This window comes from Burkholderia sp. GbtcB21, from assembly GCF_019091065.1.
Lineage (GTDB): Bacteria > Pseudomonadota > Gammaproteobacteria > Burkholderiales > Burkholderiaceae > Burkholderia > Burkholderia pyrrocinia_C.
The window spans coordinates 15169-41266 of record NZ_JAGXKA010000005.1 but is presented as its reverse complement, the minus strand read 5'-3'; the positions used below and the strand labels follow the sequence as shown (position 1 = coordinate 41266).

Genomic DNA, 26098 nt, shown 5'->3' with positions numbered 1-26098 from the left:
CCCGAAATGACACCACCATTGGCACCGGCGGCCCTCGCATGCGGTGCGGCGCCCGCCTATGCTTGTCACATCGGCATAACGCCCCACTGCCCCACTCTTTCCGCACGGATTCCGGTCGATGAGCCAACCCGCACGAACCGTCTTTCGCAACGACGCAGACAAGGTCGCGTACGTCCGCCGCGAGGTCAATGCCGCGAGCGATGCGATCCGCGCGCGCTTTCCGCTGCTCGACAACCAGAACCTCGTCGGCGCGACCGTGATGGCCGTGTCGGTCGCCGCGATGCTCGCGATCGCGTGGCTGTATGCACGCGGCACGATCGCGTGGTACGTCGCGCTGCCGCTCGCCGCGTTCGTCACTTCGCTGATCCACGAACTCGAGCACGACCTGATCCACCTGATGTACTTCAAGAAGACGCCGTGGGCCTATCACCTGATGATGGCGCTGTGCTGGCTCACGCGGCCGGGCACGATCAACCCGTGGACGCGGCGGCGCATGCACCTGCATCACCACAAGGTGTCGGGCGGCGAATCGGATCTCGAGGAATTCGGCATCACCAACGGCGAGCGCTGGGGCGTGAAGCGCCTGCTGATGATCGCGGACGGGATGCTCGCCGTCGTGCTGCGGCCGGCCGCGATGCGCCGCAAGGTGAAGCAGTACGTGGCCGCGCAGCCGGTGCAGGATCCGGCCGAGCGCATGCAGTTGCGCGTCGAGCAGGTGTCGTCATACATGCCGGTCGGTCACGTGTACTACGCGCTGTGGCATGCGTTCATCGTCTATCACATCGGGCTGTTCGCGCTGCACGCGTTCGGCTATGCGGTGACGGTGCCGGCCCTGGTCGAGCGTGTGATGGATGTCGTCGATTTCCTGGCGGTCGTGTGGCTCGGGCCGAACTTCGTGCGCAGCTTCTGCATCAACTTCGTCAGCTCGAACATGCACTACTTCGGCGACATCGATTCGCGCAACGTGATCCAGCAGACGCAGGTACTCAACCCGTGGTGGATGCTGCCGTTCCAGCTGTTCTGCTTCAACTTCGGCAGCACGCACGCGATCCATCACTTCGTCGTGCGCGACCCGTTCTACATCCGGCAACTGACCGCGCGAACCGCGCATGCGGCACTGCGCGAAGTGGGCGTGCGCTTCAACGACGTCGGCACGTTCGCGCGTGCGAATCGCTGGGGTGCTTATCGTCCTTCGCGCGGCACGCGTCACGCGCAGGTCGACGCGTAATACCAGCGCCGGCAGCGCGCCGCATCAATCGCCGATCGGCGGCATCGCTCCCTGCCCGCGGATCCACGACCAGTTCGCGAGTTCGGCCATTTCCTTGTCGCCGCGGCTGTCGCCGTATGCGAACAACTGCTTCGGCGGCCGGTTGCCCCACCACCCGCGCAGCCGCACGACCTTCTGCGGCCCCCAGCAATTCTCGCCGTCGAGCCGCCCGGCGAACGCGCCGCGCTCGAACGCAAGCCGCGTCGCGAGCACGGCGTCGAAACCGGCCGTCTTCGCCCACTTCTCCAGATACAGCGACGGCGACGCGCTGACCAGCACGACTTCATGCCCGCGCGCCCGATGCTCGCGAATCCGCTCGAGCATTTCCGGACGCACGAAGTTCGGCAGATACGTGTGGACGAACGTGCGCGCCCGAGCGTCGAGCGCGTCCTCGCGAACCGGCCCGAATGCGAACCACGCGAACTTCGCCTTCGCGTCGCCACGCGACAGCAGCCCGGCCTTCATCGCGACGATCCACGGCAGTGCGCGCAGCCCGGCCCACGCGAAGCGCGGCGTGCCGACCGCGTAGCGGACGAAATGGCGGAAGCTGTCGGTAGTCGTGATGGTGCCGTCGAAATCGAATGCGGCGACGATGCGGTCAGTCATGGAGAATCGGCGGGAAAGCGATGAGATGCCCGGGAAGATAGCAGACTCGCGGCGGCACGCGCGAAACGGCGTGACGAAGCGTGGCCCAGGCAGCGACCACGGGCGCCGAAGCGCGCGTGGCCGTCGTGCCGTTCGCTCAGCGCTGCGGCCGCGCCGCCAGTGCCGCAGGTAGCACGACGTTCATCAGGTGGTCGGCGCGCGACAGCAGATCGGTCACGCGCTCGTCGAGCCCGCGCAGTTGCGCGGGCTGCATCCGGATCTGCTGGACGGCCTGCCCGACGATGTTGCGGCGGTCGAACAGCGTGCGCTCGATGCCCGCGTCGTCCGGCACACGCACGACGTCCGCCACCGCACTCAGCGCCGCGAGCACGACCACGAGGTTTTCTTCCGCATGGCGGACCTTCGCGGCAAGCTCCTCGGTGCGGCGCGGGAAGAAGCCGAGCGACTGCTTGAGCGCGCCGAGCGCCGCGCGGTAGTCGACATGGCTCGACGCCGCGCCGAACCAGCGTTCGAACATGCCGGCCTTGCGCGTCGCCTGCACGAGCAGGCCGGCCATCATGTCGGCCGCGCCGAGTTCGTTGAATTCGCGCGTCGTTGCCGCGACGGCTTCGACGAGGTTGCCCGCCGTCTCCAGCGCGCCGTCGCCGATCGTCGCGACCGTCGCGAGCTTGAGCGGCACCAGTTGCCGGATGTGCCGCTCGATGCGCGGCGCGTAGTCGGGATAGAGATTCGGGAAGCTGGCCTGTGCGGCGCGGAAGCACGATTCGAGCAGCGGGTGGTTCGATTCGCCGAACAGCGCGCGGCCGACCGCATCGGCGGGCGCCGTGCGCACGGCCTGGTCGGGCGCCGGCCCGAAGTCGAGCGCCTGCGGCGCCGGCCGGTCGGGCGCGCGTGCAGCCGGCGCACCGGCCGTGGACGGCGCGTCGAACGCAAGACGCCCGGGCGTGCGCTCGGGCGTCGTATCGAACTCGAGCCGCTTCGGCTCGTCGGACGGATTCGTCATCGCTGCATCCTGCCCGGCGCAGCGGTTTCCCGCACGCCGGGCTGCCGCCAGTCAGACCGCGCCGCCGTACGCGCGCACGAAGTCGCCGAGGCCACGGTTGTAGCCGGCGCCGACCGCCTTGAACATGAAGTGGCCGTCGCGGCGATAGAAGCTGCCGACCTGCACCGACGTCTCCATCGAGAAATCCTCTTCCAGCGCATACTTCGCGATCACCGCACCCGACACCTCGTCGGCGATCTGGATGTAGCTGTTGCGAACCTGCCCGAAATTCTGACGGCGCGCTTCGGCCTGGTCGATCGTCACGACCACCGAGATTTCCTCGACGTCGGCAGCAAGCTTCGTCATGTCGATGAAGATCACTTCGTCGTCGCCGTCGCCGCCGCCGCTGCCCGTGCGGTTGTCGCCGCTATGCACGACGCCCATGCACTTCGACGCCGGCATCCCGCGCTTCGGGAAATCGTCGCCCGGCTGGATGAAGGTTTCGTTGCGGTCCATCGTGCGCACTTCGCTGTTGTAGAACACGAAGTGCTGATCCGAGATCAGCTTCGGATTGGTCTGCGCATCGTATTTGCACAGGAACACCGACACGTCGAGATCGAAATCCGTGCCCGTGTCCGTCGCGTTTGCGTCCCAACCGAGACCGATGCGGAATTTCTGCGTGCCGGGCGCTTCCTTCGACAGGTTGACGCGACCGCCTTTCGACAAATTGATCATCTGAACCTCTTCTGCTGGAACCGCCATTGCGCCGGCGGCAATGCCGGGCCGCCGTGCGCGGCCCCTCGTTGATGGTTTCCGTGCCGCGTGTATTACTTGCTCGCCACGGCGGTCCGGTCTTCCTTGCGTTGCACGACGATCGACGACCACACGGCCGCCGCGATCATCGCCGCGCCGATCAGGCCCGTGACGACCTCGGGCACCTCGAACTTCACGCCGAGGAACATGATCGTTGCGAGCGCACCGATCGCCCAGAACGCACCGTGTTCGAGAAAGCGATACTGCGCGAGCGTGCCCTTCTTCAGCAGCACGAGCGTCATCTCCCGGATGTAGGCCGCGCCGACGCCGAGGCCCAGCGCGATCAGGAAGATGTTGTTCGACAACGCGAACGCACCGATCACGCCGTCGAAGCTGAACGACGAATCGAGCACTTCGAGATACATGAAGCCCGCGACACCTTCGCGCACCACGCGCGTGCCGGTGTCCTCGCCGCCGATCAGGTCGCCGATGCCGTGCGCAATCACAAAGCTGATCACGCCGAACGCGCCCGCGAGCAGGAAGCTAACCTGCTCGGCCGCCGGCACGTAGAACGACGCGACGATCACGATCGCGAGCGTCAGCGCCACTTCCAGCGCCGTGATGCGGCCGAGATGGCGCATCGGGCCTTCGAGGAAACCGATCCAGTGCTCGTCCTTCTCGGTGTCGAGCATGAACTTGAAGAACACCATCAGCAGGAACGCGCCGCCGAACGCCGACACCTGGTGATGCGCGGAGGTCAGAATCGCCGCGTACTTCTCCGGCGATTCGATCGCGAGCGTCAACGCATCCCACATTCCGATGTGGCCGATCACCGCGACGATCAGCAGCGGGAACACGAGCCGCATGCCGAACACGGCAACCGGCAGGCCGAACACCATGAAGCGGTTGCGCCACTTCTCCGACCAGTTCTTGAGCACCGATGCATTGACGACCGCGTTGTCGAGCGACAGCGAAATTTCGAGCACACACAGGACCGCGACGATCAGCATGTCCTTTACGCCGCCGAGGAAATAGGCCGCGACCAGCGCGAGCACCGTGAGCGACAGCGGGATCTTGAAGTCTTTCAACATGATGGGGTAATCGAGTTTTGAAAAAGGGGCATGCGGGCCGCGCTTACTTCGCGCGCACCCAGTCGCAGAATTCCTGCGTGATCAACTGTTCGTAGATCTGTTCGTCGCTGAGATCGAGCGACTCGAGATGCAGGAACCCGACGTTCGGCATTTCGTCCGCGACTTCCGCGAGGAAGCCGAATTCGTTCGGATCGCCGACGCCGACGAGCGACCAGTACAGCGGAAAGTGCTGCGACTCGGCCATCAACTGGCGCACGCGCTTGCGGTCGTTCTTCGGGTTCTGCCCGTCGGTGACGAACAGCACCCATGCGGGCAGGTGGCCGTTCACCGGTGCGGAGGCGGCCGGCGCGGGCGCTTCGTCCGCGCCGCCGAACAGCCGGCTCAGGAAGCCGCGCTTTTCTTCGCGCTTCGGCTCCGGCGCGCGGAAGAAGAAGTCGACGATGTCGTTCATCACCGGCGCGTACTGCGTGCCGCCCCACTTGTCGATCCGGGCTTCGAGCACGTGATCGGAGATGTACGAGCCGTAGTTGTCCGGCGTCGCGGTCGGCAGGCGGTCGTAGCCTTCGGTGAAGGTCCACGTATCGACTTCGCCGTTGTCGTCGAACTTCAGTGCGATGCCGAGGATCCGGTCGTGCGTCTCCTGGATCACGCCCGACTGGTAAAGCGGCTTCGCGGAGCCCGAGATGTCGAGCGCCGCGCCGACGCGCACGACGGGCGGCTTCAGGATCTGGCGTTTCTCGAGGACGATCGCGACCTTCGCCGCGCGTTTCTCAAGCGTAATCATGCGGTGTTCCTTAGTTATGCTTCGGAGCGAATCGGGTGATCAGGTCCTGTTCGAGCTGGCGCAGGCGCGGCGCGTCCTGCTCACGCTGGCGCTTGCCGTCGGCAATGATCTGCGTGACGTCGTCGAATGCGCCGAACAGCTGCTGCTGCGCATATTCGAACGTGTCGGTCGAGATCACCGGGCGCTGGCCGAGCTTCGCGACTTCCTGCGCGTTCTGGCGATTCAGGTCGGCCTGCGCGCGGATCGCCTCGTCGGCCGCGTCGTACGTCGCGTTCGCGAGCGCCGCCGCACGCTTCGTGCCGAGCTGCTCGAGGTAGAGCGCGAACGCGTTGGTCCACGCGGGGATCAGCACGGTCTTGATCGTCATGAACTTCGACGTCAGCGTGCGTTTCTGGTCCTGCTCCATCCGGATCTGCGGCGCGAGCTGCTTCGACATCAGCATTGCGCGGTCGAGGTCGTCGAGCTTGCTTTCGAGCGCGTCGACCTTGCGCTTCACGTCGAGCAGGCGTTGCGCGGCGAACGCGTCGTCCGCCGGCTGCTGGCCGGCCGCGAGATGCGCGCGCAGCGTCGCGAGCGCCGTTTCGCCGTGCGCCTTCGACTGCTCGAGCTCCTGGTGCAGCGCGTAGTTGTCGTTGTACATCCGCTCGAGCTCGTCGATGCCGGCCTTCTGGCGCTGCGCATGGTTTTCGAGCTCGACGACGAGCGTATCCATCCGCTTGCTCACCGACTCGTATTGCGACAGCAGTTTTTCCTTGGTCGAGCGGAACAGCCGCGTGAATTGCGTGATGAAGCCGCCCTTGTCGGCACCGCGCGGGTCGAGTCCTTTCGCGGTCGAGATCAGTTCGTTGAGCTTGTCGCCGAACTGGTCGGCATCCGACGCACGGACGCTCGCGAGTATCTGCTGGGAGAAGGCGGCGATCCGCGTACCCTGCGTCGCGCCGAGCTGGTCGATCTCGTCGACGGTGATCAGGCGCGCGTGCTCCGTCGGCTGCGCTGCCGGCACGACGGCGGCGGCAGGCACCGCGACGGGTGACAAAGACGGGGTGGAAGGACGATCGCTGACCGCATCGGATTTCTTGTCGTCGAATAGCGGCTTCATGTGGCTACCACGTTTCCTTTTCTGCTTTTTGCTACGTGTTGTCGTGCGCGCGACGCGCACATCCGCGATAACCGCCGTGCTCTCTCACGGCGGCAGACGGACAATAAATGGCACGGGCGCATCGCGTCAAGGGAAGGAATTCTTTCAATTTCCATTCATTTTGTAATGTTGCGTGCGGACGCGATACCCGAACATCGCCGTTCCTGCCGCCATACGTCCGGACCATGCAAGATCAGCGCGCGCCGAAACTTACATGTCTGATCAATGCGAAAGAAAAATGAAACCGCCGGTTCTGGCGGATTTCAGACGGTGCACACGCACGCATGACGCGCTCGCGGCAGTCGATCGCGCACTACCGATCCTGTACGCAATGCATGCCCAGCCGAGGCAGAATGAACGGCACGGATCGGTCACGAATCTTGAAATCCCATCGCCCGTCGATATCCACGAACGTCGCGCTGAAATGCCGGTCGTCGGACCACGTGATGTCGTCCAGATGGCACGACGCATACATCGCACCGACCGTGCGCTGCGCGCGCACCTTCAGCGGATCCTTCGACACGAGCGTGAACGTGACGGCTTCCTCGAACGGGCAGTCGTAGTCGGTGACGAGCAGATACGCGGCCGGTATGGCTGTCGATGACGACGGATTTCTGACGTGCATGCAAGGGAGTGGCGGGCCGCCGCCAGAGTTTGCTATACTCTCGGTCTTCCGGAGAGATGGATGAGTGGTTTAAGTCGCACGCCTGGAAAGCGTGTATAGGTTAATCGCCTATCGGGGGTTCGAATCCCCCTCTCTCCGCCAGAATTCTTGGCGAAAACCCCGCAAAATCAATGATTTGCGGGGTTTTTTGTTTTCAAGCTCACGAATCGGCTACCCAAGCAGCGGCAGGTATTCGTTTCGCCCACCGGGTTCGGCCAGTGCATGATGCATGTCATTCAGCAAGCTCGACGAGACGATCGCTATTCAGTGCGACGACGCAGGCACGACCTCGTATCGTGCCCGCGAGGTGCGAATAGGTTTCAGTCCTCGAACGCAGATTGCTAAAAGCGATGTCGAATGCCGAAAACGACTTCCGCTTGACTCTGGGTGGTGGAAGCCGTCAGGCCGTTGAGGTTGGCGACCGCCCTCCCACCTGTCGAATCAGTGCCCGACGCGTGCTGATAGACCGCGTTTGCGTATAAATCCGTCCGCTTCGACAGAAAGTAATCGACGCCAATCGCACCTTGATTGTAAATCGCACCGTTGACGCCATAGCCTTTCAAGAAGTTATAGCCGACGCCCAACTGGAGTGCAGGCGTGAGGCGATAGAGGATGTTGACTTCAATGTCGTGGAATCGTGCATCGCCACCCGCGCCTGTTGCCGGGAGACCCGGCAACGCCCCGATATTCTTGAACTGCGTGTTGCTGTAGTCGACAGCGAGGGTCGCGGCACCGACGACGTAAGAAGCGCCCGCAACGAAGATCTGCTGTCTTTTCGCGGACGCATAGCCCGAATACACACGACTTGCGCCCATATTGGACCCGGTAGCGCTTGAAGCCGCGTTATTGCCGAAGTAGGAGAAGTTGGGATCCCGTGCATCGGCGAAGGCGGCCCCAAGTGTGAGCGGCCCCCGAACATAGTTCGCCGCGACCGACCAGATCTGATTCTGGTTGAATTTTCCAGCGATACCGCCGAAGCTGTAGGCGCCCTCGAATGTGAATCCACCATACGACACGCTGGTGAACTTGATCGCATTGTTGATGTGGTTGCTGCCATCGGTGTTGTCTACATCGCCAGGATGGGCGCTCGCGTATCCGGCCCACGTCTGAGCCGCGACGAACATGTAGATCAGGTCGGTAATCGGATCATATTGACGGCCGAACGTAACGGTACCCATGTTCGATGACGACAGGCCGACATACGCATGTCGCCCGAATTCGTCTCCCCCTTGGCCAAGCCGTCCGTTCGCAATACTAAATCCATTCTCCAGCACGAAAATCGTTTTCAGGCCGCCGCCGAGATCCTCGGAACCACGCATCCCCCAGCGATTGCCGGCGAGATTGCCCGCGCCCATTGAATACTGGCTATGACCGCCAATGTTGTTCGCATAATTGATCCCGACGTCAATCAAGCCGTAGAGCGTAACGCTGCTCTGGGCACGTGCCGTACATGCGACCGAGGCTAGCAGGACCGCTGCAATCAAAGACTTTTTCATGTGAATGCGGGATGGGTGAATAAAAGCAGTTGAAACAATGTCCTTCATGCGTGGCAGTCAGCGCTTTCGGGAACGAAGAGAACGCCGGCAATCATCGTTGCAGGCGACCAGCAGATGGCGGTCCGGTCGATCACTCCGGCAGATGCGGCAGCACGAAAGACAGCGTGGCCTCGTGCTCGTCGCTGTTCGTCTTCGCGGGTTCCGACGACGGCGAGTCGAATTTCGCAACGACGACGTTCAAACCCTGGTTGCGCACCGGAATCGTCACGTTGCCGTCGGCTCCCGTCTTAAGCGGTTCGGAGTCGGGATCGTTGAGAAGGTCTGGCTGCACCTCGACGCCCGCTGCGGGCTTGCCGTCATACAGCACCCGAACCGTGAGCGGCTGGCCCATCCGATCCGGCAGTTGATTGCCGACCGGCACGATCTGCAGCTTCTGCCCTGGCAGTATCGGCATCGCCCCATGCAGAGGGCGACGCAGATGCACCGCGTACTTGAACGTGTGCAAGCTGATCTCGGCGTTGGGCACTTCATCCTTGCCCTTGTTGTACCACTTGCCGTCCGTCGTCTTGCTCCACAGGCCGTTGTCCAACACGCCGGCAACGATTGCCGGCTGGTTGTCGGTATTCACTACGAGCAGCGGGCCACTGGCCGTGAGTTGCGTGGAAACCTCCTTGCCTTGTTCGTCGTAGGCGGTGACGCTCTTTACCTTGGACTGCCGCTTGATCATGTCCAGATCGTCGGCGCCGATGCCGTAGACCAACGCCAGTTGGTTCGAGCGCTGCGCGAACCAGATGCCATGGGCCTGCGCGAGGCTGCTCGTGCCCATGCCTGCGAGCAGGCTTGCCACGACGGCCAGCTTTGTCGGGATCTTCATTTGTATCTCCATCCAGTGGTTGAAAAAAACGGTCGATTCCTGTCGATCTCATTGCCCATGAAGGCGATGCGCCGTGCAGTCGCAGCAACGCTGCAAATAGCTCGCACCTGCGCTTGACGAGCGCATGCCAAGCCGAGAGCGCGATCCTCGATCGCGCCAACGGCCTCTCCAATCAGAAATTTGTTTCTGGTTTTACCGGCGCTGCCGGTCGTTTCACTTAAAGATCGAGTACCAGCGTCCGGCTATTGGCGCGCGAGCAGCAGGGAGTGAAGAGGTCGTTTCTTTTTCTCTCGTCATCGGAGAGAAACAAGTCGCGATGTTGCGGTTCGCCATCCAGCACACGCGTCACGCAGGTGCCGCAGACGCCTTGTTCGCACGACGCCTGAATATGGATTCCGCAATCAGCCAAAGCCACCATGACGGTCTTGTCTTCGGGTATCCGAATCGTCTTGCCCGTGCTTGCGATCACGACATCGAATTCGGAATTTCCGTCACATTCCCTCTGCTCTGCGCTGAAGTACTCCCGGTGTATTCGGTCTTCGCGCCACCCCTTTCCCAATGCTGCGTTGATGACCGCATTCATGAATGCCTCACCGCCGCATACGTACAGGTGCGTTTCGGTATCGTGACTGTCGAAAAATCCGGCCAGGTCCAGCCGCTGCTGTTGCTCGTCTTGCGTGAAGTGAAAGAAAGCGCGGTCGGCGAATGTCGAACGCTGGATGCGCTCGACAAAGGCAGCGCGAGACGCGGAGCGCGCAAAGTAGTGCATGTCGAAATCGGCTCCCACATCAGCCAGGTGTTCCGACATGCTCAGGATCGGCGTGATACCGATACCGCCCGCGACAAGCACGGAGCGCTTCGCGGTTTCCACGAGCGGGAAGAAATTTTTAGGCAGGCCGACTTCGATCAAGTCCCCTTCGCCGAGCCGCTCATGCATGGCCTTCGATCCGCCGCGCGTCGATTCGGCCAGCATGACGGCAATCAGATAACGATGCCTCTCCGCTGAGGAATTGCACAACGAGTATTGACGCACCTTTCCACCGGGTACATGAACATCGATGTGGGAGCCGGCCGTAAATGGCGGCAGCGGTTTTCCGGCAGGGTCGACGAGTTCGAACGATTGAACGTTCTCCGCCTCGGCTGTTTTCCTGGCCACTTTCAACGTGAGCGTCGTCTGTTGAGCCGCGGGCGCCGACGCGAGCGCCGATTCAGGCCGTTTGCGTTTTCCGCGCAGATAGCTTCCGATGCCGATGTAAGCCAGGACCGGCACCGAGAGTACGCCGATGAGTTGCAGCACTTGCAGAAACCCGCCGCTCAGCCATCCGTAATGCAGTGCAAGCGCCGTCAGGTAAATTCGATGACCTAAGCTGTTATCGGAATAGGAAGTAAACCGCAATACCTTGCCCGTTCTCGTATCGAGACTTGCATAGGAAAATGCATTGATATGCGGTGCGCCGCGTGCGACGAGGTCGACGTTGAAAGCATCCCCGGGATTGGCTGGGTAGTGAATGCGGGCATATTCCGGCTTCGGCACCAGAGCCTGTGCTCGTTGCCACAGTTCCTCCACGGGCAAACCGGGCGTAGTGGACTGCACGACCAGTTTGGGGGACGGCGTGGGGGGCATGGAGGCCGTCAGTGCATAGAGCGCGTCCCTCACGAACTGGAACGACTGCAAGGCACCGGTGAGCGCGCACGCAAGCAGGATGACGCTGACATAGCCGCCGAGCCGTTTGTGCAGGTTGAGCCGGCGCGCACGAACGGGAAGGTTGACCGCGGTCGCGTCGGCTCGCCTGCGTTTGCGCAGCGTCTCCGGAATCCACACCGCCAGGCCGCCAACGACGAGGACGAACGCAAATGTCAGCGCAAGCGATCCTGCGACAACGCTTCCATTTTTCAGGAAATGAAAACTGTGGAGGGCAGCCATCGCACCGAACAGGCCACCGTAACGATCCTCGCTTCCGAGGACTTTGCCGGTGCATGGATTTACGTAGTACCACCGGTTGTCGCCAAGGAGAATACGTGTGCTGGAATCCGCGTCACCGTATATGCGGAGTTGCTTTGGCCGGCCTGCTGCCGGATTGGAAGCGCGGGCATTGGCGATCAACGTATCGAGCGGCAGGCGCGCGTTACACGTCTGAACTTTGAGCAGACCAGGGTAGACGACCGGTTCGAGCTGCGCACGAAATAGCATGCCCGCGCCCGTCATCGCCACCATGACGACGAACAGGCCAATGCTCAGACCTATCACCCGATGTAACTGAAGAATATTCTTGCCCAGAGATACTCGCATAGGACCGCCAATAAACGGAAAGAGGTTGGCCTTGACAGTACGTGTTCCCGTGGTGATGCTATGAGTCCAATTCAGAAAGTTCGATAGGTCCAATGGCTGACTCGCTGCTCGCCGACCTCCTGATCAGCCGCCTTCGTCGAGACGGGTCCGCACCGCTACAGGTCCAGATCGCGAACGCGATCCGAGACGCGATATCCGACGGCACGCTGAAGGCCTCGACGCGTTTGCCGTCGTCGCGAACGCTCGCAGCGGCACTCGAGGTTTCCCGGATAACCGTCGTAACGTCTTACGAAAGGCTCTCGGCCGACGGCTATCTTCGTTCCGACTCCACGAGCGGCACGCTTGTCGCCGACACGCTGCCGCAATCGACGAAGCCGTCGCTCCGAGCGTCGACGGCACGAACGCTGTCTGAACGCGGGGAGCAACTGATACGCGCTCCCGCCGGCATTCAGGAGCGCAAGGGCGCGTTCGTGCCTGGGGTCTGCGATACGGCTCACTTTCCTTATCAGACATGGAGGCGTATCCAGAATCGCTATCTCGGGGAGCAGCACGTGGATCTCATGGGCTACTCCAATCCAGGGGGATATCTCCCGTTGCGCCGCGCACTGTCCGATTACTTGCGCATATCGCGAGCAGTCCGAACTACCCCGGAACAGATCATCGTGACCATGGGCAGCAATCAGTCGATCGATCTTTGCTCGCGCATTCTGGCCGATGCGGGTGAACTGGCTTATGTCGAGAACCCTTGCCATTGGGCGACACCGATCCTGTTGCGTGCCAATGGGCTGGATGTGGAGGCTATTGCCGTCGATCACAACGGCATACAGATCGAACGATGCGTGCGTCGGCCCCGCCTGATCGTGACGACGCCATCGCATCAGTTTCCGATGGGCGTCACATTGTCGGACGAACGGCGCACCCGGCTGTGCGAGGCTGCCGAGCGGTGGGACGCATTCGTGCTGGAAGACGACTACGACAGTGAATTCCGATATGACCAGCGCGCGCTTCCGTCTCTTCAAGGTGCCGATAAAAGCGATCGCGTCATTCTGATGGGAACGTTCAGCAAGATCATGTATCCCGGCATGAGGCTCAGCTATATCGTCGTTCCGCCCGATCTGGTCGATTCCTTTGCAGCCGCTTCGTTACGCTTGTACAGGCCAGGGCACCTTTCGTTACAGGCGGCGATGGCCGACTTCATTGCCGACGGGCATTTCGCGAAGCATATTCGGCGGATGCGCGATATCTACGGTGCAAGACATTCGGAATTGCTCCGATGCCTGGATCAGAGTTTTGGCGATGCACTCGAGACGTCGCGAAACGCGGTGGGTCTGCATATGACTGTCAGGATTCGCGATCTGGTCGACTTCGACACGACCATATCGCGTTCTCTCGAACAGGGCATTTACCTTCGCCGGCTTCACACGTTCAATCAAGGCGATCCAAAATTTCGTGACGGATTTCTGTTGGGGTTCGGCGCGCTCGATATCGAAGCCATCCGCCCCTCCGTCCAGACCTTCGCCCATATCGTCGAGCGCGTCATATCCGTTCAGGATTCGAGGTAGCGAACCCGGCGAGCGTCAAACACAAACCACGTCGCCTGATTCGTTCAATATCTCGAGTAGCATTGGCGCTTGTTCGACGCTTTTCATTAGTCATACTCGGCCACATCTCTTTCCCGAAGCCGTCGAAGCCGTGATGGACGAACCCATCTACTTGATCGTCGGCGTGTGTGGCAATGCGACCGTTCCGTCCCGCCGGCCTCCCCGCGCCCTCCCCCTCACGGATGCCGAATGTAATCCACCAACGCCCGCGTATATTCATCCGGCCGCCGATCGCACAAACTCACCGCAATCGCCACCGCAAACCCCGCCGGCACGCCGAACACGCCCGAACTGATCGGCTCGATCCCGAACCACGTGTGCCCCGCGACCCCCGTCAGCTGCGTGAAGTACGGATAGGTCGACACGATGTAGTACACGCACACCGTGAGCCCCGTCACCATGCCGGCGATCGCGCCGCGCGTCGTCGTGCGCTTCCAGAACACACCGAGCACGAGCACCGGAAAGAAGCTCGATGCCGCCAGCGAGAACGCCGCGCCAACGAGAAACAGGATCTTCCCGGTATTGAGCGACGCGACATACGACGCGAACAGCGCGACACCCAGCAGCAGCACCTTCGAGATCGTCACGCGCCGCTGGCTCGACGCGTCCGGCGCGACCATGCAGTAATAGACGTCGTGCGACAGCGCGTTCGCGATCGTCAGCAGCAGCCCGTCCGCGGTCGACAGCGCCGCGGCAAGCGCGCCGGCCGCGATCAGCCCCGACACGACATACGGCAGCCCCGCGATCTCCGGCGCGGCGAGCACGACCATGTCCGGCTGCATCTGGATTTCCGACCAGTGCACGATGCCGTCGCGAATCACCTCGACGACGCTGATCAGGTCGGGTTCGAAGTGATGCCATTGCGTGACCCACGCGGGCAATTCGGCGAACGGCCGCCCGACGAGGTTCGCCAGGATCTCGTACTTGATCAGCACCGCGAGCACCGGCACGCTCAGGTAGAACAGCGCGATGAAGAACAGCGTCCAGCCGACCGAGCGCCGCGCCGACGCAACCGACGTGGTCGTGTTGTAGCGCGTCAGGATATGCGGCAGGCTCGCGGTGCCGAGCGACAGGCACAGCAGCAGCGCGAGGAAATTCCGCTCGCGCGGCTTGCGTTCGTCGTCGCTCGCGGCGGGAAACGGCTCGTGCATCGGCACGGGTGGCTCGGCACGGGCCAGCAGATCGTCGCGCGTCTGCGTCCACGCCACGCGTGCCGCCGCCGGATCGCGCGGGAAGTCGGCCAGCTCGCGCTCGCGCTGGCTGATCTCGCGCAGCGGCCCGTTGTGGCGTCGCAAGTCGGCGAGCTGGTCGGCGAGATGCCTGCGCGCGTCCGCATAGGACGCCGGCAACCGGTCGAGCCGCGTCTGGATATCCGCGGCTTGCCGACGGTACGCGTCGCGCACCTGCTGCTCGTCGGCCGCATCGCGCACATGCGCCTCGCGCGCCGCGACGCGCTCCATCAGCTTGCCGTAATTGAACTGCGGCACGGGGCCGAGCCCGTTCTTCATCGCGATCAGCGACACCGGAATCAGGATCGCGCTGATCAGGATGATGTACTGCGCGACCTGCGTCCACGTGACCGCGCGCATCCCGCCGAGAAACGAGCACACGAGAATGCCCGCGAGCCCGCAGAAGATCCCGATCGCGAAATCGACGCCGATGAAGCGCGTCGCGATCAAGCCGATCCCCTGGATCTGCGCGACCAGATACACGAACGAACACAGGATCGCCGCGCCGGCCGCCAGCGCGCGCACGGCCGTGCTCGAGAAGCGCGTGCCGAGAAAATCGGGAATCGTGTAGCGCGCGAGCTTGCGCACATAAGGCGCGAGCAGGAAGGCGACGAGGCAAAACCCGCCCGTCCAGCCCATCACGTACGCCAGCGCGTCGTAGCCGGTTGAGTACAGCGATCCGGCCAGGCCGATGAACGACGCGGCCGACAGCCAGTCGGCCGCCGTCGCCATCCCGTTGAACGCGGACGGCACGCGCCGCCCGGCCACGTAGTACTCGACGAGATCGGACGTGCGCGACAGCAGCCCGATCACCGCATACACGGCGATCGGCACGAACAGGAACACGTAGCCGATCCAGACACCGGAGCCGGTTGCGCGCTCGATCCGCCACATCAGCAGCACGAACCCGAGAAAACCGAGCGTGTAGAGCGCGTATGCGCGTATCAGTCGATGCGTCAGCATGAATCAGCGCCCGCCGTGCGCATTGCCGGTGCGCGCCGCATGGTCGTCGTACGCGCGGCGCAGCGTGCGGTCCGCGCGTTGCATCAGCCCTATGTAGACGACGATCAGCACGAGATACACGAGAATCGCACCCTGCGCGCCGACATAGAACGGCAGGCTGAAGCCGGCGAACCGGACCCCGGCGAGCGCGGGCCCGAAGAACGGCACGATGAACGACACCGAGAAACCGATCGCCATCAGCACCGCGATCAACGCGACGTTGAAGCGCCAGTAGCGCGCGTGGGCACGCGCGAGCGGCTCGGGAACGGGCGGCGGCGCGACAGGCGCCGGACGGGTCGGAACGGTCATGCCGTTGTTTAGCAAAAAGCCCCTGCGCGGACAATCGGGATTGCCGCGCAGGGGCTCATGCGCGCGTGGCGCACGACAGGTGAGATCAGCGCACTTCGGCGAGCTGATCGAGAATGGCCGGGTTCTCGAGCGTGGACGTGTCCTGCGTGATTGCCTCGCCCTTCGCGAGCGAGCGCAGCAGGCGCCGCATGATCTTGCCCGAGCGTGTCTTCGGCAGGTTGTCGCCGAAGCGGATGTCCTTCGGCTTCGCGATCGGTCCGATCTGCTTGCCGACCCAGTCGCGCAGCGTCTTCGCGAGCGCCGCGGCTTCCTCGCCTTCCGGACGCGAACGCTTCAGCACCACGAACGCGACGACCGCCTCGCCCGTCGTGTCGTCCGGCCGGCCGACCACGGCCGCCTCGGCAACGAGCTCGTGCGACACCAGCGCCGACTCGATCTCCATCGTGCCGAGCCGGTGGCCCGACACGTTCAGCACGTCGTCGATCCGGCCCATGATCGTGAAGTAGCCGGTGTCCTTGTCGCGCACGGTGCCGTCGCCGGCCAGATAGAGCGTGCCGCCGAGCTCTTCCGGGTAGTAACTCTTCTTGAAACGCTCCGGGTCGCCCCAGATCGTGCGGATCATCGCGGGCCACGGGCGCTTGACGACGAGGATCCCGCCTTGCCCGTTCGGCACGTCCTGGCCCGTCTCGTCGACGACGGCCGCCATGATGCCCGGCAGCGGCAGCGTGCACGAACCGGGCACCGTCGGCGTCGCGCCCGGCAGCGGCGTGATCATGTGGCCGCCCGTCTCGGTCTGCCACCACGTATCGACGATCGGGCAGCGCTCCTGGCCGACGTGCTTGTGGTACCACATCCACGCTTCGGGGTTGATCGGCTCGCCGACCGTGCCGATGATGCGCAGGCTCGACAGGTCATAGCTCTTCGGATGCACCTTGTCATCGGCGTCGGCCGCCTTGATCAGCGAACGGATCGCGGTCGGCGCGGTGTAGAACACGCTGACCTTGTGGTCGCCGATCATCTTCCAGAAGCGCCCGGCGTCCGGGTAGGTCGGCACGCCTTCGAACACGACCTGCGTGCCGCCACATGCGAGCGGGCCGTACGTGATGTACGTGTGGCCAGTCACCCAGCCGATGTCGGCCGTGCACCAGAACACGTCGGTCGGCTTCCAGTCGAAGGTCCACTTCATCGTCTGCGCGGCCCACAGCAGGTAGCCGCCGGTGCTGTGCTGCACGCCCTTCGGCTTGCCGGTCGAGCCCGACGTATACAGGATGAACAGCGGATGCTCGGCGCCGACCCATTCCGGTTCGCAACGATCCGACTCGCCGTCCGCGATCTCATGCATCCACAGGTCGCGGCCCGTATGCCAGTCGATCTTGCCGCCGGTGCGGCGATAGACGATCACGCTCTTCACCGCTTCGCAGCCGCCCATCGCGATCGCTTCATCGGCGATGCTCTTGAGCGGCAGCGTCTTGCCGCCGCGCGCCTGCTCGTCGGCGGTGACGAGCGCGACCGCGCCGACGTCGACGAGCCGTTCGTTCAGCGATTTCGCGGAGAAGCCGCCGAACACGACCGAGTGCGTCGCGCCGATGCGCGCGCAGGCCTGCATCGCGACGATGCCTTCGATCGACATCGGGATATAGATGACGACACGGTCGCCCTTGCCGATCCCGCGTTTTTTCAGCGCATTCGCGAAGCGCGACACGCGCGCCAGCAGATCGGCATAGGTGACGCGCGTGACGGTGCCGTCGTCGGCCTCGAAGATCACCGCGACGCGCTCGCCGTTGCCGGCTTCGACGTGGCGGTCGAGGCAGTTGTACGACGCGTTCAGCTCGCCGTCGTCGAACCACTTGTAGAACGGCGCGTTGCTCTCGTCGAGCACCTTGGTGAACGGCTTGTGCCACGCGAGGCCCTCGCGCGCGAGACGCGCCCAGAAGCCTTCGTAATCGCGTTCGGCCTCGGCGACGAGCGCGCGATAGGCCGGCATGCCGGAAATGGCCGCCGCCTGCTCGAGCGCCGCGGGCGGCGCAAACTGGCGGGTTTCGTGAAGAACCGATTCAATCGTGGACATCGACAACCCCTTGGTGAACATGAATCCTCTGCATGGCGGCGCGATCGTGCGCGCCGCGCGTCTTGGCCGGCGCATCCGCGCCGCTGTCTCCCACCACCCGCACACGGCCGCGAAGGCTGCGCGCGATGCTGCACCGCACCACGTCACACGACGATGAACGTGCGGCGCGGCAATTTCCACGATAAGCGCTCCAACTTACCCGTCACTTACGCGGCATGGCCGTTTCGCACGCCGGGCGGCGCTTTGCGCCGTAACGACCGCGACCCTACAATCCTAACTGAACTCGCCCCCCGGATTCCAGCTTGAATCGCTACGCCCTCTTCCTCATCCTGTCGATGCTGTTCGTCGGCAGCAACGTCGGTATCGGTAAATCCATCGTTGCATTCGTCCCCGTCGCCATCCTCGCCACGCTGCGCTTCGTGATCGCGATCGCCGTGCTGTGGCCGCTGTTCAGCCCCGTGAAGATGCGCGCGGTCAAGCGCGGCGAGTGGCTGAACCTGTTCCTGCAGGCGTTCTTCGGCACCTTCATGTTTACGCTGCTGATGCTCAACGGCGTGCAGCGCACGAGCGCGGTGGCGGCCGGCGTCATCACGAGCACGATCCCGGCGATCGTCGCACTGTTCGCATGGCTGATCCTGCGCGAGAAACCGAACGGCCGTGCGCTCGTGTCGATCGCGCTCGCGATCGCCGGCGTCGTGACGATCAACCTCGCCAACGGCAGCGCGGCCGCGCACGGCGCCCACGGCGACGCATCCGGCTCGCTGACCGGCAACCTGCTGATCCTCGGCGCGGTGTGCTGCGAATCGATCTACGTGATCCTGTCGCGCCGGCTCACGCAGACGCTCGCGCCGATCGACATCTGCGCGTACACGCACCTGTTCGGCCTGTTCCTGATGCTGCCGCTCGGCGCGACGGCGCTGTGGCATTTCGATTACGCAAGCGTGCCGGCCGGCACGTGGGCGCTCGTCGTCTGGTATGGCCTGTCGGCCAGCATCTTCTCGTTCTGGTTGTGGATGAAAGGCATCCGGCACGTGCCGGGCAGCCTCGCCGGCGTGTTCAGCGCGGTGCTGCCGATCGCCGCGGCCGCGTACGGGATCGCATTCCTCGGCGAGCGCCCGACGCTCGCGCACGGCATCGCGCTCGCGTGCGTCGTCGCCGGCATCGTGCTCGCGAGCCTGCGCGTGAAACGCGTGCCGGCGGCCGCATCCTGATCGGTCCCCGCCAGTGCCGGCGCGTCGCTGCAGTCGCGCCGGCCGACGCGTTACAATAGCGCGCCTTTTCAAGATTACCCCCGATACCTGCGCACCGCGCCCGCACCGCCATCATGTCCGCCCCGCATTCGCCCGGCCGCCCCGCCCGTCGCCCGCTCCGCCCGCTTCCCGCGCTGATTTTCATGAGCCGCTGGCTCCAGGTTCCGCTTTACCTGGGCCTGATCGTCGCGCAGGCCGTCTACGTGTTCCTGTTCCTGAAGGAAGTCTGGCACCTGCTGTCGCATGCAGCCGGCCTCGACGAAGTCAGCGTGATGCTCGCGGTGCTCGGCCTGATCGACGTGGTGATGATCTCGAACCTGCTGATCATGGTGATCGTCGGCGGTTACGAAACGTTCGTATCGCGCCTCGGCATCGAAGGCCACCCCGACGAGCCCGAATGGCTCGACCACGTGAACGCGGGCGTGCTGAAGGTCAAGCTGTCGATGGCGCTGATCAGCATTTCGTCGATCCACCTGCTGAAGACCTTCATCAACCCCGACCAGCACACGACGCACGCGATCATGTGGCAGGTGATCATCCACGTGTCGTTCCTCGTGTCGGCGCTCGTGATGGCGTGGGTCGACCGCCTGACGACCCACACGCACCCGGCCCATTTCCACGACACGCATGCGCCCGCCGCGGCCGCGTCCCGCCAGCCGGTCGAAGCAGCCGTCAACGCATAAAACGTATTCCCCACTGTCCTCACAGAGTCTCAGCCATGACCGTCATCAAACAGGAAGACCTGATCCAGAGCATCGCGGATTCGCTGCAGTACATCAGCTACTACCACCCGCTCGACTACATCCAGGCACTCGGCCGCGCGTACGAGCTGGAAGAGAGCCCGGCCGCGAAGGACGCGATCGCGCAGATCCTCACGAACAGCCGCATGTGCGCGGAAGGCAAGCGCCCGATCTGCCAGGACACCGGCATCGTCACGATCTTCGTGAAGGTCGGCATGGACGTGCGCTGGGACGGCGCGACGATGGGCCTCACCGACATGATCAACGAAGGCGTGCGTCGCGGTTACACGCACCCGGACAACGTGCTGCGCGCGTCGATCGTCAACCCGCCGGAAGGTGCCCGCAAGAACACGAAGGACAACACGCCGGCCGTGATCCACTACGAGATCGTGCCGGGCGACAAGGTCGACGTGCAGGTCGCGGCGAAGGGCGGCGGCTCGGAGAACAAGTCGAAGTTCGTGATGCTGAACCCGTCCGACTCGATCGTCGACTGGGTGCTGAAGACGGTCCCGACGATGGGCGCGGGCTGGTGCCCGCCCGGCATGCTCGGGATCGGCATCGGCGGCACCGCCGAGAAGGCGATGCTGATGGCGAAGGAATCGCTGATGGAGCCGATCGACATCCAGGAAATCATCGCGCGCGGCCCGAAGGACTGGGTCGAGGAACTGCGCGTCGAACTGCACGAGAAGGTCAACGCGCTCGGCATCGGCGCGCAGGGCCTCGGCGGCCTGGCGACCGTGCTCGACGTGAAGATCATGGCCGCACCGACGCACGCCGCGTCGAAGCCGGTCGCGCTGATCCCGAACTGCGCGGCCACGCGCCACGCGCACTTCGTGCTCGACGGTTCGGGCCCGGCCAAGCTCGAAGCGCCGTCGCTCGACGCCTGGCCGAAGGTCCAGTGGGAACCGAACACGGAAACCAGCAAGCGCGTCGACCTGAACACGCTGACGCCGGAAGAAGTCGCGAGCTGGACGCCGGGCCAGACGCTGCTGCTGTCGGGCAAGATGCTCACCGGCCGCGACGCCGCGCACAAGCGCATCGCCGACATGCTCGCGAAGGGCGAGAAGCTGCCGGTCGACTTCACGAACCGCGTGATCTACTACGTCGGCCCGGTCGATCCGGTACGCGACGAAGTGGTCGGTCCGGCCGGCCCGACGACGGCCACGCGCATGGACAAGTTCACCGAGACGATGCTCGCGCAAACGGGCCTGATCTCGATGGTCGGCAAGGCCGAGCGCGGCCCGGTCGCGATCGACGCGATCAAGAAGCACAAGGCGGCCTACCTGATGGCGGTCGGCGGTGCGGCCTACCTCGTGTCGAAGGCGATCCGCGGCGCGAAGGTGCTCGCGTTCGAAGACCTCGGCATGGAAGCGATCTACGAGTTCGACGTGCAGGACATGCCGGTGACGGTCGCCGTCGATTCGTCGGGCACGTCGGTGCACCAGACCGGTCCGAAGGAGTGGCAGGCGAAGATCGGCAAGATCCCGGTCGCAGCCGCTTAAGCTCGATCGCACAAAAGGCCGGACGGGAGTCCGGCCTTTTTGCTTCTCGTTCTCATTATTGTGCGCAGCCGGTTCTTCAAGGCTGATTCTCATTACACGCAAAAGGCAGGCCCGACAAGGCTTCGAGGCTTGGCTTTTCTCGTTCGAGCGATTATCGTTCGGTTTCTGAAGCCCCACTGAACAAGGAACAGCCATGCAAGGCGACAAGAAAGTCATCGAATATCTGAACGCCCAACTGAAGAATGAACTCACGGCGATCAACCAGTACTTCCTGCATGCGCGCATGTACAAGCACTGGGGCCTCGACAAGCTCGGCAAGCACGAGTACGACGAGTCGATCGGCGAAATGAAGCACGCCGACTGGCTGATCGAGCGCGTGTTCATGCTGGACGGCCTGCCGAACCTGCAGGACCTGCACAAGCTGCTCGTCGGCGAGGAAACGGAAGAGATCCTGAAGTGCGACCTGAAGCTCGAGCAGATCTCGCAGACCACGTGCAAGGAAGCGATCGCCTACTGCGAATCGGTTCGTGACTACGTGTCGCGCGAAATCTTCGAAAAGATTCTCGACGACACCGAAGAGCACATCGACTGGCTGGAAACGCAGATCGACCTGATCGGCAAGGTCGGCCTGCAGAACTACCAGCAAACGATGATGGGTTCGGCCGAGTAATCGCCCCGCCCGCCGCGCCGTCCGCATGACGATGACGAACCAGCCAGCCGCTCCCGCGATGCACGCCGCCGCCCCTGTCGGAATCTTCGATTCGGGGCTCGGCGGCCTGTCGGTGCTGCGCGCCGTGCGCGCGCACCTGCCCGGCGAATCGTTCGTCTATACGGCCGATACGCGCTACATCCCGTACGGTGAACGCGACGACGCATTCATCACCGAGCGTACGCTCGCGATCGGCGAATGGTTTGTCCGTCAGGGCGCGAAGGCGCTCGTCGTCGCCTGCAATACGGCGACCGCCCAGTCGATCGCAGCGGTACGCGAGCATCTCGCAATCCCGCTCGTCGGCGTCGAGCCGGGCATCAAGCCGGCCGTCCAGCAGTCCGCGAGCGGCGTCGCCGGCGTGCTCGCCACCCAGGCCACGCTGCGCAGCGCGCGCTTCCAGGCGCTGCTCGAACGTCACGGCGCCGGCTGCCGCTTCATCTGCCAGCCGGGCCACGGGCTCGTGCAGGCAATCGAGAGCGGCGACACGGGTTCGCCCGCGCTGCGCGCGCTGCTCGACAGCTATCTGCAGCCGATGCTGGACGACGGCGCCGATACGGTCGTCCTCGGCTGCACGCACTATCCGTTTCTCACCGCAACGATTCGTGACATTGTCGGCGACCGCATGGCGATCATCGACACGAGCGACGCGATCGCGCTCCAGCTCGCGCGCGTGCTCGACCAGCACGGCCTGCGCGCGCCCGCCGGCACGCCCGTCGCGTCGCCCCGCTTCTGCTCGACCGGCGACGGCCGGCAATTGCAGGCGCTCGCGTCGACGCTGCTCGGCCTCGATGCGCCGGTCGAATCCGTCACCATTTCCTCGCCGAACGCGCGCGCCTGCGCGACCGCCTGACGCGGGCCGGTACACCCTCTCCCGATGCGGCTGCGCCGCCCCCGCCGTTTCAAGGGTCCGATGACCTTAAAAAAAGCCCGACCCAGACTTGTCAACGTCAGCAAAATTAATGATAATAATTCGCATTAACGTTAGCTATCGCAACTCATCATGATCGTCTGCGTGTGCAAGTCTGTTTCCGATCGCAAGATTCGCGCGTCCCTCGCTGAGGGCGTGAACTCTTTCGATGAACTCCAGTTCGAGCTCGGCGTGGCCACGTGCTGCGGCAAGTGCGAGGAGTCCGTACGCGACCTCATGGCCGAGCAAGGCGTCTGCGCGAGCCGGTGCGGTGTCGAGCATCACGCTCACCCGATCCCGGTCACGTTCTACGAACGCAAGGCCGCCTGACCGGCGCCGAGTGTGCACATGCGGCCCCGGCCGCATTTTTTGTTTTGACCGTCAGCAAGCCACCGTCTACGCGAGCCAGCGGCTTACCTGCCAAGGAGCCTGTGATGGAATTGCTGATCGGATTCGTGACCACCGTTTGCATCTCGCTGCTGATCTTCCGCAAGTGATGCCGATTCACCCGCCGCGCCCCGGGTGCGACATCGTTCTTTCAAGCTAACATGCAGGCTTCGCATTCCGCTCCTGCCGGCGTCTTGCCGGCTGCACCACGTATGAATCCCCGAGTGATCGTCGTCGCGGTCGGTGTGCTTGCCGCACACGCGGTCATGCTGACTGCCGCCTGGCTGCATCGCAACGCGCCGCCGCCGAAATCGGTCGAGGTCCAGACGATCACCGCGCAACTCATCACGCCGGCACCGATCGCCCAGCAGGTCGCGGCCGAATCGATCCCGCAGCCCGCGCCGCCGAAGCCGGTGCCGCGCGTCAAGCCGAAGGTCGAGCCGAAGCCGGTGCCGAAAGCGGCAAAGCCGACGCCTCAGCCGGTTACGCAATCGCCGGCCCCGTCGCCGACACCCGCTCCGGCAGCCGCCGATCCGACGCCCGCTCCCGCCGCGCCCGCTCCCGCAGCACCGGCCGCCGCGCCCGGCCCGGCTCGCGAGACGATGCAAGTCAGCGCGCCGAAGAACGTGCCGACGCTCCAATGCAACTTCGTGAAGCCTGACTACCCGTCGATGTCGCGCCGCCGCGGCGAATCGGGTACGGCCTACGTTCACTTCGTCGTCGGCGTGACCGGCAAGATCGAAAGCATCGATCTGCAGAAGAGCAGCGGCTACCCGCGCCTCGACGATGCCGCACTCGACGCGATGCGTTCGACCACCTGCCGTCCGTACATCGAGAACGGCCAGGCGATCCGCGCCGCCCGCACACAGCCCTACAGCTTCGGGCTCACCGACTAACCTGCCTCATCCGGAAGATTCAAAGGAAACAAGAAAATGCAAAGCTACGGTATCGCGCACGTCTGGGCGCAAGGTGATTTCGTCACGCGCGCCATCGCGATCACGCTGCTCGTGATGTCGGTCCTGTCGTGGATCGTGATCGTCATCAAGGGCTGGAACGTGGTTCGCCTGAACCGCCTCACGAAGAACGCCGAACAGGCGTTCTGGCATTCGGACAATTTCGACGACGGCGTCAAGAAGCTCGGCCTCGCCGCATCGACGCCGAACGACAACCCGTTCCTCGCACTCGCGCTGTCGGGCAAGGAAGCCGCCGATCACCACCACCAGACGCAACCGCACCTGCACGATCGCATGGACGTGTCGGACTGGGTCACGCGCTGCCTGAAGGACACGATGGACGAAGGCATCTCGCGCATGCAGAGCGGTCTCGCGATCCTCGCGTCGATCGGCAGCACGGCACCGTTCGTCGGCCTGTTCGGCACGGTCTGGGGGATCTACCACGCACTGCTCGCGATCGGCGCAACCGGCCAGACGTCGATCGACCAGGTCGCGGGCCCGGTCGGCGAATCGCTGATCATGACGGCCTTCGGCCTGTTCGTCGCGATCCCGGCCGTGCTCGGCTACAACGCGCTGACCCGCGCGAACAAGGGTGTCGTCAGCAAGCTGCGCCGCTTCGCGCACGGCCTGCACGCGTACTTCGTGACGGGCGCGAGCCTCGCATCGTCGTCGACGCGCGACGGCCTGCGTCTCGCGACGCGCGCCAGCTGAGGCGAGGTGAACCATGGCAATGAACAGCGGTTTCAGCGACGATGACGACGATGCCGTGATGAGCGAGATCAACATGACGCCGCTCGTCGACGTCATGCTCGTACTCCTTATCATTTTTCTCGTGACGATCCCGGCGATGCAGCATGCGGTGAAGATCGACCTGCCGCACGCCAGCAGCCAGCCCGTCGACGAAAAGCCGCAGACGGTCGACGTCGCGATCCAGGGCGACGGCACGATCCTGTGGGACGACCACACCGTCACGCGCGAACAGTTGCAGGCACGCATCGCGGAAGCGGCGAAACGCACGCCGCAGCCAGAGTTGCACCTGCGTGCGGACCGCAAGGTTGCATACGAGCATGTGGCCGAAGTGATGTCGGATGCGCAGGCCGGCGGCCTGACGAAGCTCGGCTTCGTGACGGAGCCGGGCGCGAAAGCGAAGTAACGCACGCGCGTTTCGCACCTTGCGGGGTGCACCTCGCCGGCCGCCCCTAACCGGGCGTACCTAGCCGGCCGCCCCCAAAGTAAAAGGCCTTCATCGCCAGATGAAGGCCTTTTTTCATGCGCACGCGGGCGCCTTCGGGCGGCGGGCTCTTCGGCGGTATCGGTTGCGCCTCGAGCAACGCAAATGCGGCTACCGTGGTCTGCACGGACTGCGCGTTCTGCCCTATCTGGCTCGCAATATATGCGGCCACCTGATTTCGCTCAGAAACTTCCTTCACGAAATGGGATTTCAATATAGGCCCGCCCGCCCGTGCATTCAAGGTTCCGGCGATTGAAACTTGCGA

General features: G+C 63.9%; 25 protein-coding genes and 1 tRNA gene. 13 read left to right on the top strand and 13 right to left on the bottom strand.

Going from position 1 to position 26098, the window contains the following annotated elements; all coding sequences use genetic code 11:
- The first annotated feature begins 118 nt into the window (after nt 1-118).
- On the top strand, nt 119-1228 hold the full coding sequence (locus KVT39_RS13495) for a fatty acid desaturase (protein ID WP_034183508.1): 1110 nt from the start codon (nt 119-121) through the stop codon (nt 1226-1228).
- 24 nt (nt 1229-1252) lie between these two features.
- On the opposite strand, the gene KVT39_RS13490 is transcribed toward KVT39_RS13495, so the two are convergent.
- From KVT39_RS13490 to KVT39_RS13460, 7 genes are all read right to left on the bottom strand, one after another.
- Nucleotides 1253-1873 carry an HAD family hydrolase gene (locus KVT39_RS13490; protein WP_034183507.1) on the bottom strand — a complete coding sequence of 207 codons (621 nt, stop codon included), beginning with the start codon at nt 1871-1873 and terminating at the stop codon, nt 1253-1255.
- A gap of 136 nt (nt 1874-2009) precedes the next feature.
- Nucleotides 2010-2876, bottom strand: coding sequence for a hypothetical protein (locus tag KVT39_RS13485; RefSeq protein WP_217589328.1), 867 nt, complete (start codon nt 2874-2876; stop codon nt 2010-2012).
- Between the two features lie 51 nt (nt 2877-2927).
- On the bottom strand, nt 2928-3590 hold the full coding sequence (locus tag KVT39_RS13480; protein WP_217589327.1) for a TerD family protein: 663 nt from the start codon (nt 3588-3590) through the stop codon (nt 2928-2930).
- Between the two features lie 92 nt (nt 3591-3682).
- Nucleotides 3683-4699: a DUF475 domain-containing protein gene (locus KVT39_RS13475; protein ID WP_034183504.1), complete on the bottom strand. Its 1017-nt coding sequence runs from the start codon at nt 4697-4699 to the stop codon at nt 3683-3685.
- A 43-nt stretch (nt 4700-4742) separates the two neighbouring features.
- Entirely contained in the window at nt 4743-5483 is a 741-nt protein-coding gene (locus KVT39_RS13470) for a VWA domain-containing protein (RefSeq protein ID WP_034183503.1), read from the bottom strand.
- 10 nt (nt 5484-5493) lie between these two features.
- Nucleotides 5494-6582, bottom strand: a complete 1089-nt coding sequence (locus tag KVT39_RS13465; RefSeq protein ID WP_217589326.1) for a toxic anion resistance protein — start codon at nt 6580-6582, stop codon at nt 5494-5496.
- A 352-nt stretch (nt 6583-6934) separates the two neighbouring features.
- Entirely contained in the window at nt 6935-7246 is a 312-nt protein-coding gene (locus KVT39_RS13460) for a hypothetical protein (protein ID WP_254640491.1), read from the bottom strand.
- A gap of 50 nt (nt 7247-7296) precedes the next feature.
- Between KVT39_RS13460 and KVT39_RS13455 the strand changes: the two genes are divergently transcribed.
- Nucleotides 7297-7387 (top strand) — tRNA-Ser (locus KVT39_RS13455).
- Nucleotides 7388-7626: 239 nt separating this feature from the next.
- Here the strand turns inward: KVT39_RS13455 and KVT39_RS13450 are convergent.
- The 3 genes from KVT39_RS13450 to KVT39_RS38480 form a co-directional block, all read right to left on the bottom strand.
- Complete coding sequence (locus KVT39_RS13450; RefSeq protein WP_105391903.1) at nt 7627-8781, bottom strand: porin; 1155 nt, start codon at nt 8779-8781, stop codon at nt 7627-7629.
- 130 nt (nt 8782-8911) lie between these two features.
- Nucleotides 8912-9655, bottom strand: coding sequence for a DUF4198 domain-containing protein (locus tag KVT39_RS13445; protein ID WP_105391874.1), 744 nt, complete (start codon nt 9653-9655; stop codon nt 8912-8914).
- Between the two features lie 217 nt (nt 9656-9872).
- A complete protein-coding gene (locus KVT39_RS38480; RefSeq protein WP_105391873.1) occupies nt 9873-11945 on the bottom strand; it encodes a PepSY domain-containing protein in 2073 nt (690 codons plus the stop codon).
- 92 nt (nt 11946-12037) lie between these two features.
- Here KVT39_RS38480 and KVT39_RS13435 point away from each other — a divergent pair, with 92 nt between their 5' ends.
- Nucleotides 12038-13507, top strand: a complete 1470-nt coding sequence (locus KVT39_RS13435; RefSeq protein WP_105391872.1) for a PLP-dependent aminotransferase family protein — start codon at nt 12038-12040, stop codon at nt 13505-13507.
- A 215-nt stretch (nt 13508-13722) separates the two neighbouring features.
- Here the strand turns inward: KVT39_RS13435 and KVT39_RS13430 are convergent, their stop codons facing one another.
- The 3 genes from KVT39_RS13430 to acs form a co-directional block, all read right to left on the bottom strand.
- Nucleotides 13723-15738, bottom strand: coding sequence for a sodium:solute symporter family protein (locus KVT39_RS13430; RefSeq protein ID WP_217589325.1), 2016 nt, complete (start codon nt 15736-15738; stop codon nt 13723-13725).
- 3 nt (nt 15739-15741) lie between these two features.
- Nucleotides 15742-16086 carry a DUF4212 domain-containing protein gene (locus KVT39_RS13425; RefSeq protein WP_034183498.1) on the bottom strand — a complete coding sequence of 115 codons (345 nt, stop codon included), beginning with the start codon at nt 16084-16086 and terminating at the stop codon, nt 15742-15744.
- Nucleotides 16087-16171: 85 nt separating this feature from the next.
- A complete protein-coding gene (acs, locus tag KVT39_RS13420; RefSeq protein ID WP_217589323.1) occupies nt 16172-18154 on the bottom strand; it encodes an acetate--CoA ligase in 1983 nt (660 codons plus the stop codon).
- On the opposite strand from acs, the gene KVT39_RS38000 reads away from it, so the two are divergent.
- From KVT39_RS38000 to KVT39_RS13370, 10 genes are all read left to right on the top strand, one after another.
- Nucleotides 18147-18311, top strand: coding sequence for a hypothetical protein (locus KVT39_RS38000; protein ID WP_254640490.1), 165 nt, complete (start codon nt 18147-18149; stop codon nt 18309-18311). The genes acs and KVT39_RS38000 overlap by 8 nt on opposite strands.
- A 145-nt stretch (nt 18312-18456) precedes the next feature.
- Nucleotides 18457-19365 carry a DMT family transporter gene (locus KVT39_RS13410; RefSeq protein ID WP_034183497.1) on the top strand — a complete coding sequence of 303 codons (909 nt, stop codon included), beginning with the start codon at nt 18457-18459 and terminating at the stop codon, nt 19363-19365.
- 113 nt (nt 19366-19478) lie between these two features.
- Nucleotides 19479-20087, top strand: coding sequence for a TIGR00645 family protein (locus KVT39_RS13405; protein WP_217589320.1), 609 nt, complete (start codon nt 19479-19481; stop codon nt 20085-20087).
- A 35-nt stretch (nt 20088-20122) separates the two neighbouring features.
- Nucleotides 20123-21646 (top strand): fumarate hydratase, encoded by a 1524-nt coding sequence (locus tag KVT39_RS13400; protein WP_034183495.1) that lies wholly within the window; start codon nt 20123-20125, stop codon nt 21644-21646.
- A 193-nt stretch (nt 21647-21839) separates the two neighbouring features.
- The gene (gene bfr, locus KVT39_RS13395) at nt 21840-22316 is read left to right on the top strand and encodes a bacterioferritin (protein WP_006762677.1); all 477 of its coding nucleotides are present in this window, start codon (nt 21840-21842) and stop codon (nt 22314-22316) included.
- A gap of 25 nt (nt 22317-22341) precedes the next feature.
- Nucleotides 22342-23205, top strand: a complete 864-nt coding sequence (gene murI, locus KVT39_RS13390; protein WP_034183494.1) for a glutamate racemase — start codon at nt 22342-22344, stop codon at nt 23203-23205.
- Nucleotides 23206-23355: 150 nt separating this feature from the next.
- Nucleotides 23356-23592 (top strand): bacterioferritin-associated ferredoxin, encoded by a 237-nt coding sequence (locus KVT39_RS13385; protein ID WP_039370093.1) that lies wholly within the window; start codon nt 23356-23358, stop codon nt 23590-23592.
- Between the two features lie 218 nt (nt 23593-23810).
- The gene (locus KVT39_RS13380) at nt 23811-24545 is read left to right on the top strand and encodes an energy transducer TonB (RefSeq protein ID WP_034183492.1); all 735 of its coding nucleotides are present in this window, start codon (nt 23811-23813) and stop codon (nt 24543-24545) included.
- Nucleotides 24546-24581: 36 nt separating this feature from the next.
- Nucleotides 24582-25313 (top strand): MotA/TolQ/ExbB proton channel family protein, encoded by a 732-nt coding sequence (locus tag KVT39_RS13375; RefSeq protein WP_034183491.1) that lies wholly within the window; start codon nt 24582-24584, stop codon nt 25311-25313.
- Between the two features lie 13 nt (nt 25314-25326).
- Nucleotides 25327-25755, top strand: a complete 429-nt coding sequence (locus KVT39_RS13370; RefSeq protein WP_217589319.1) for a biopolymer transporter ExbD — start codon at nt 25327-25329, stop codon at nt 25753-25755.
- Nucleotides 25756-26098: the final 343 nt, after the last annotated feature.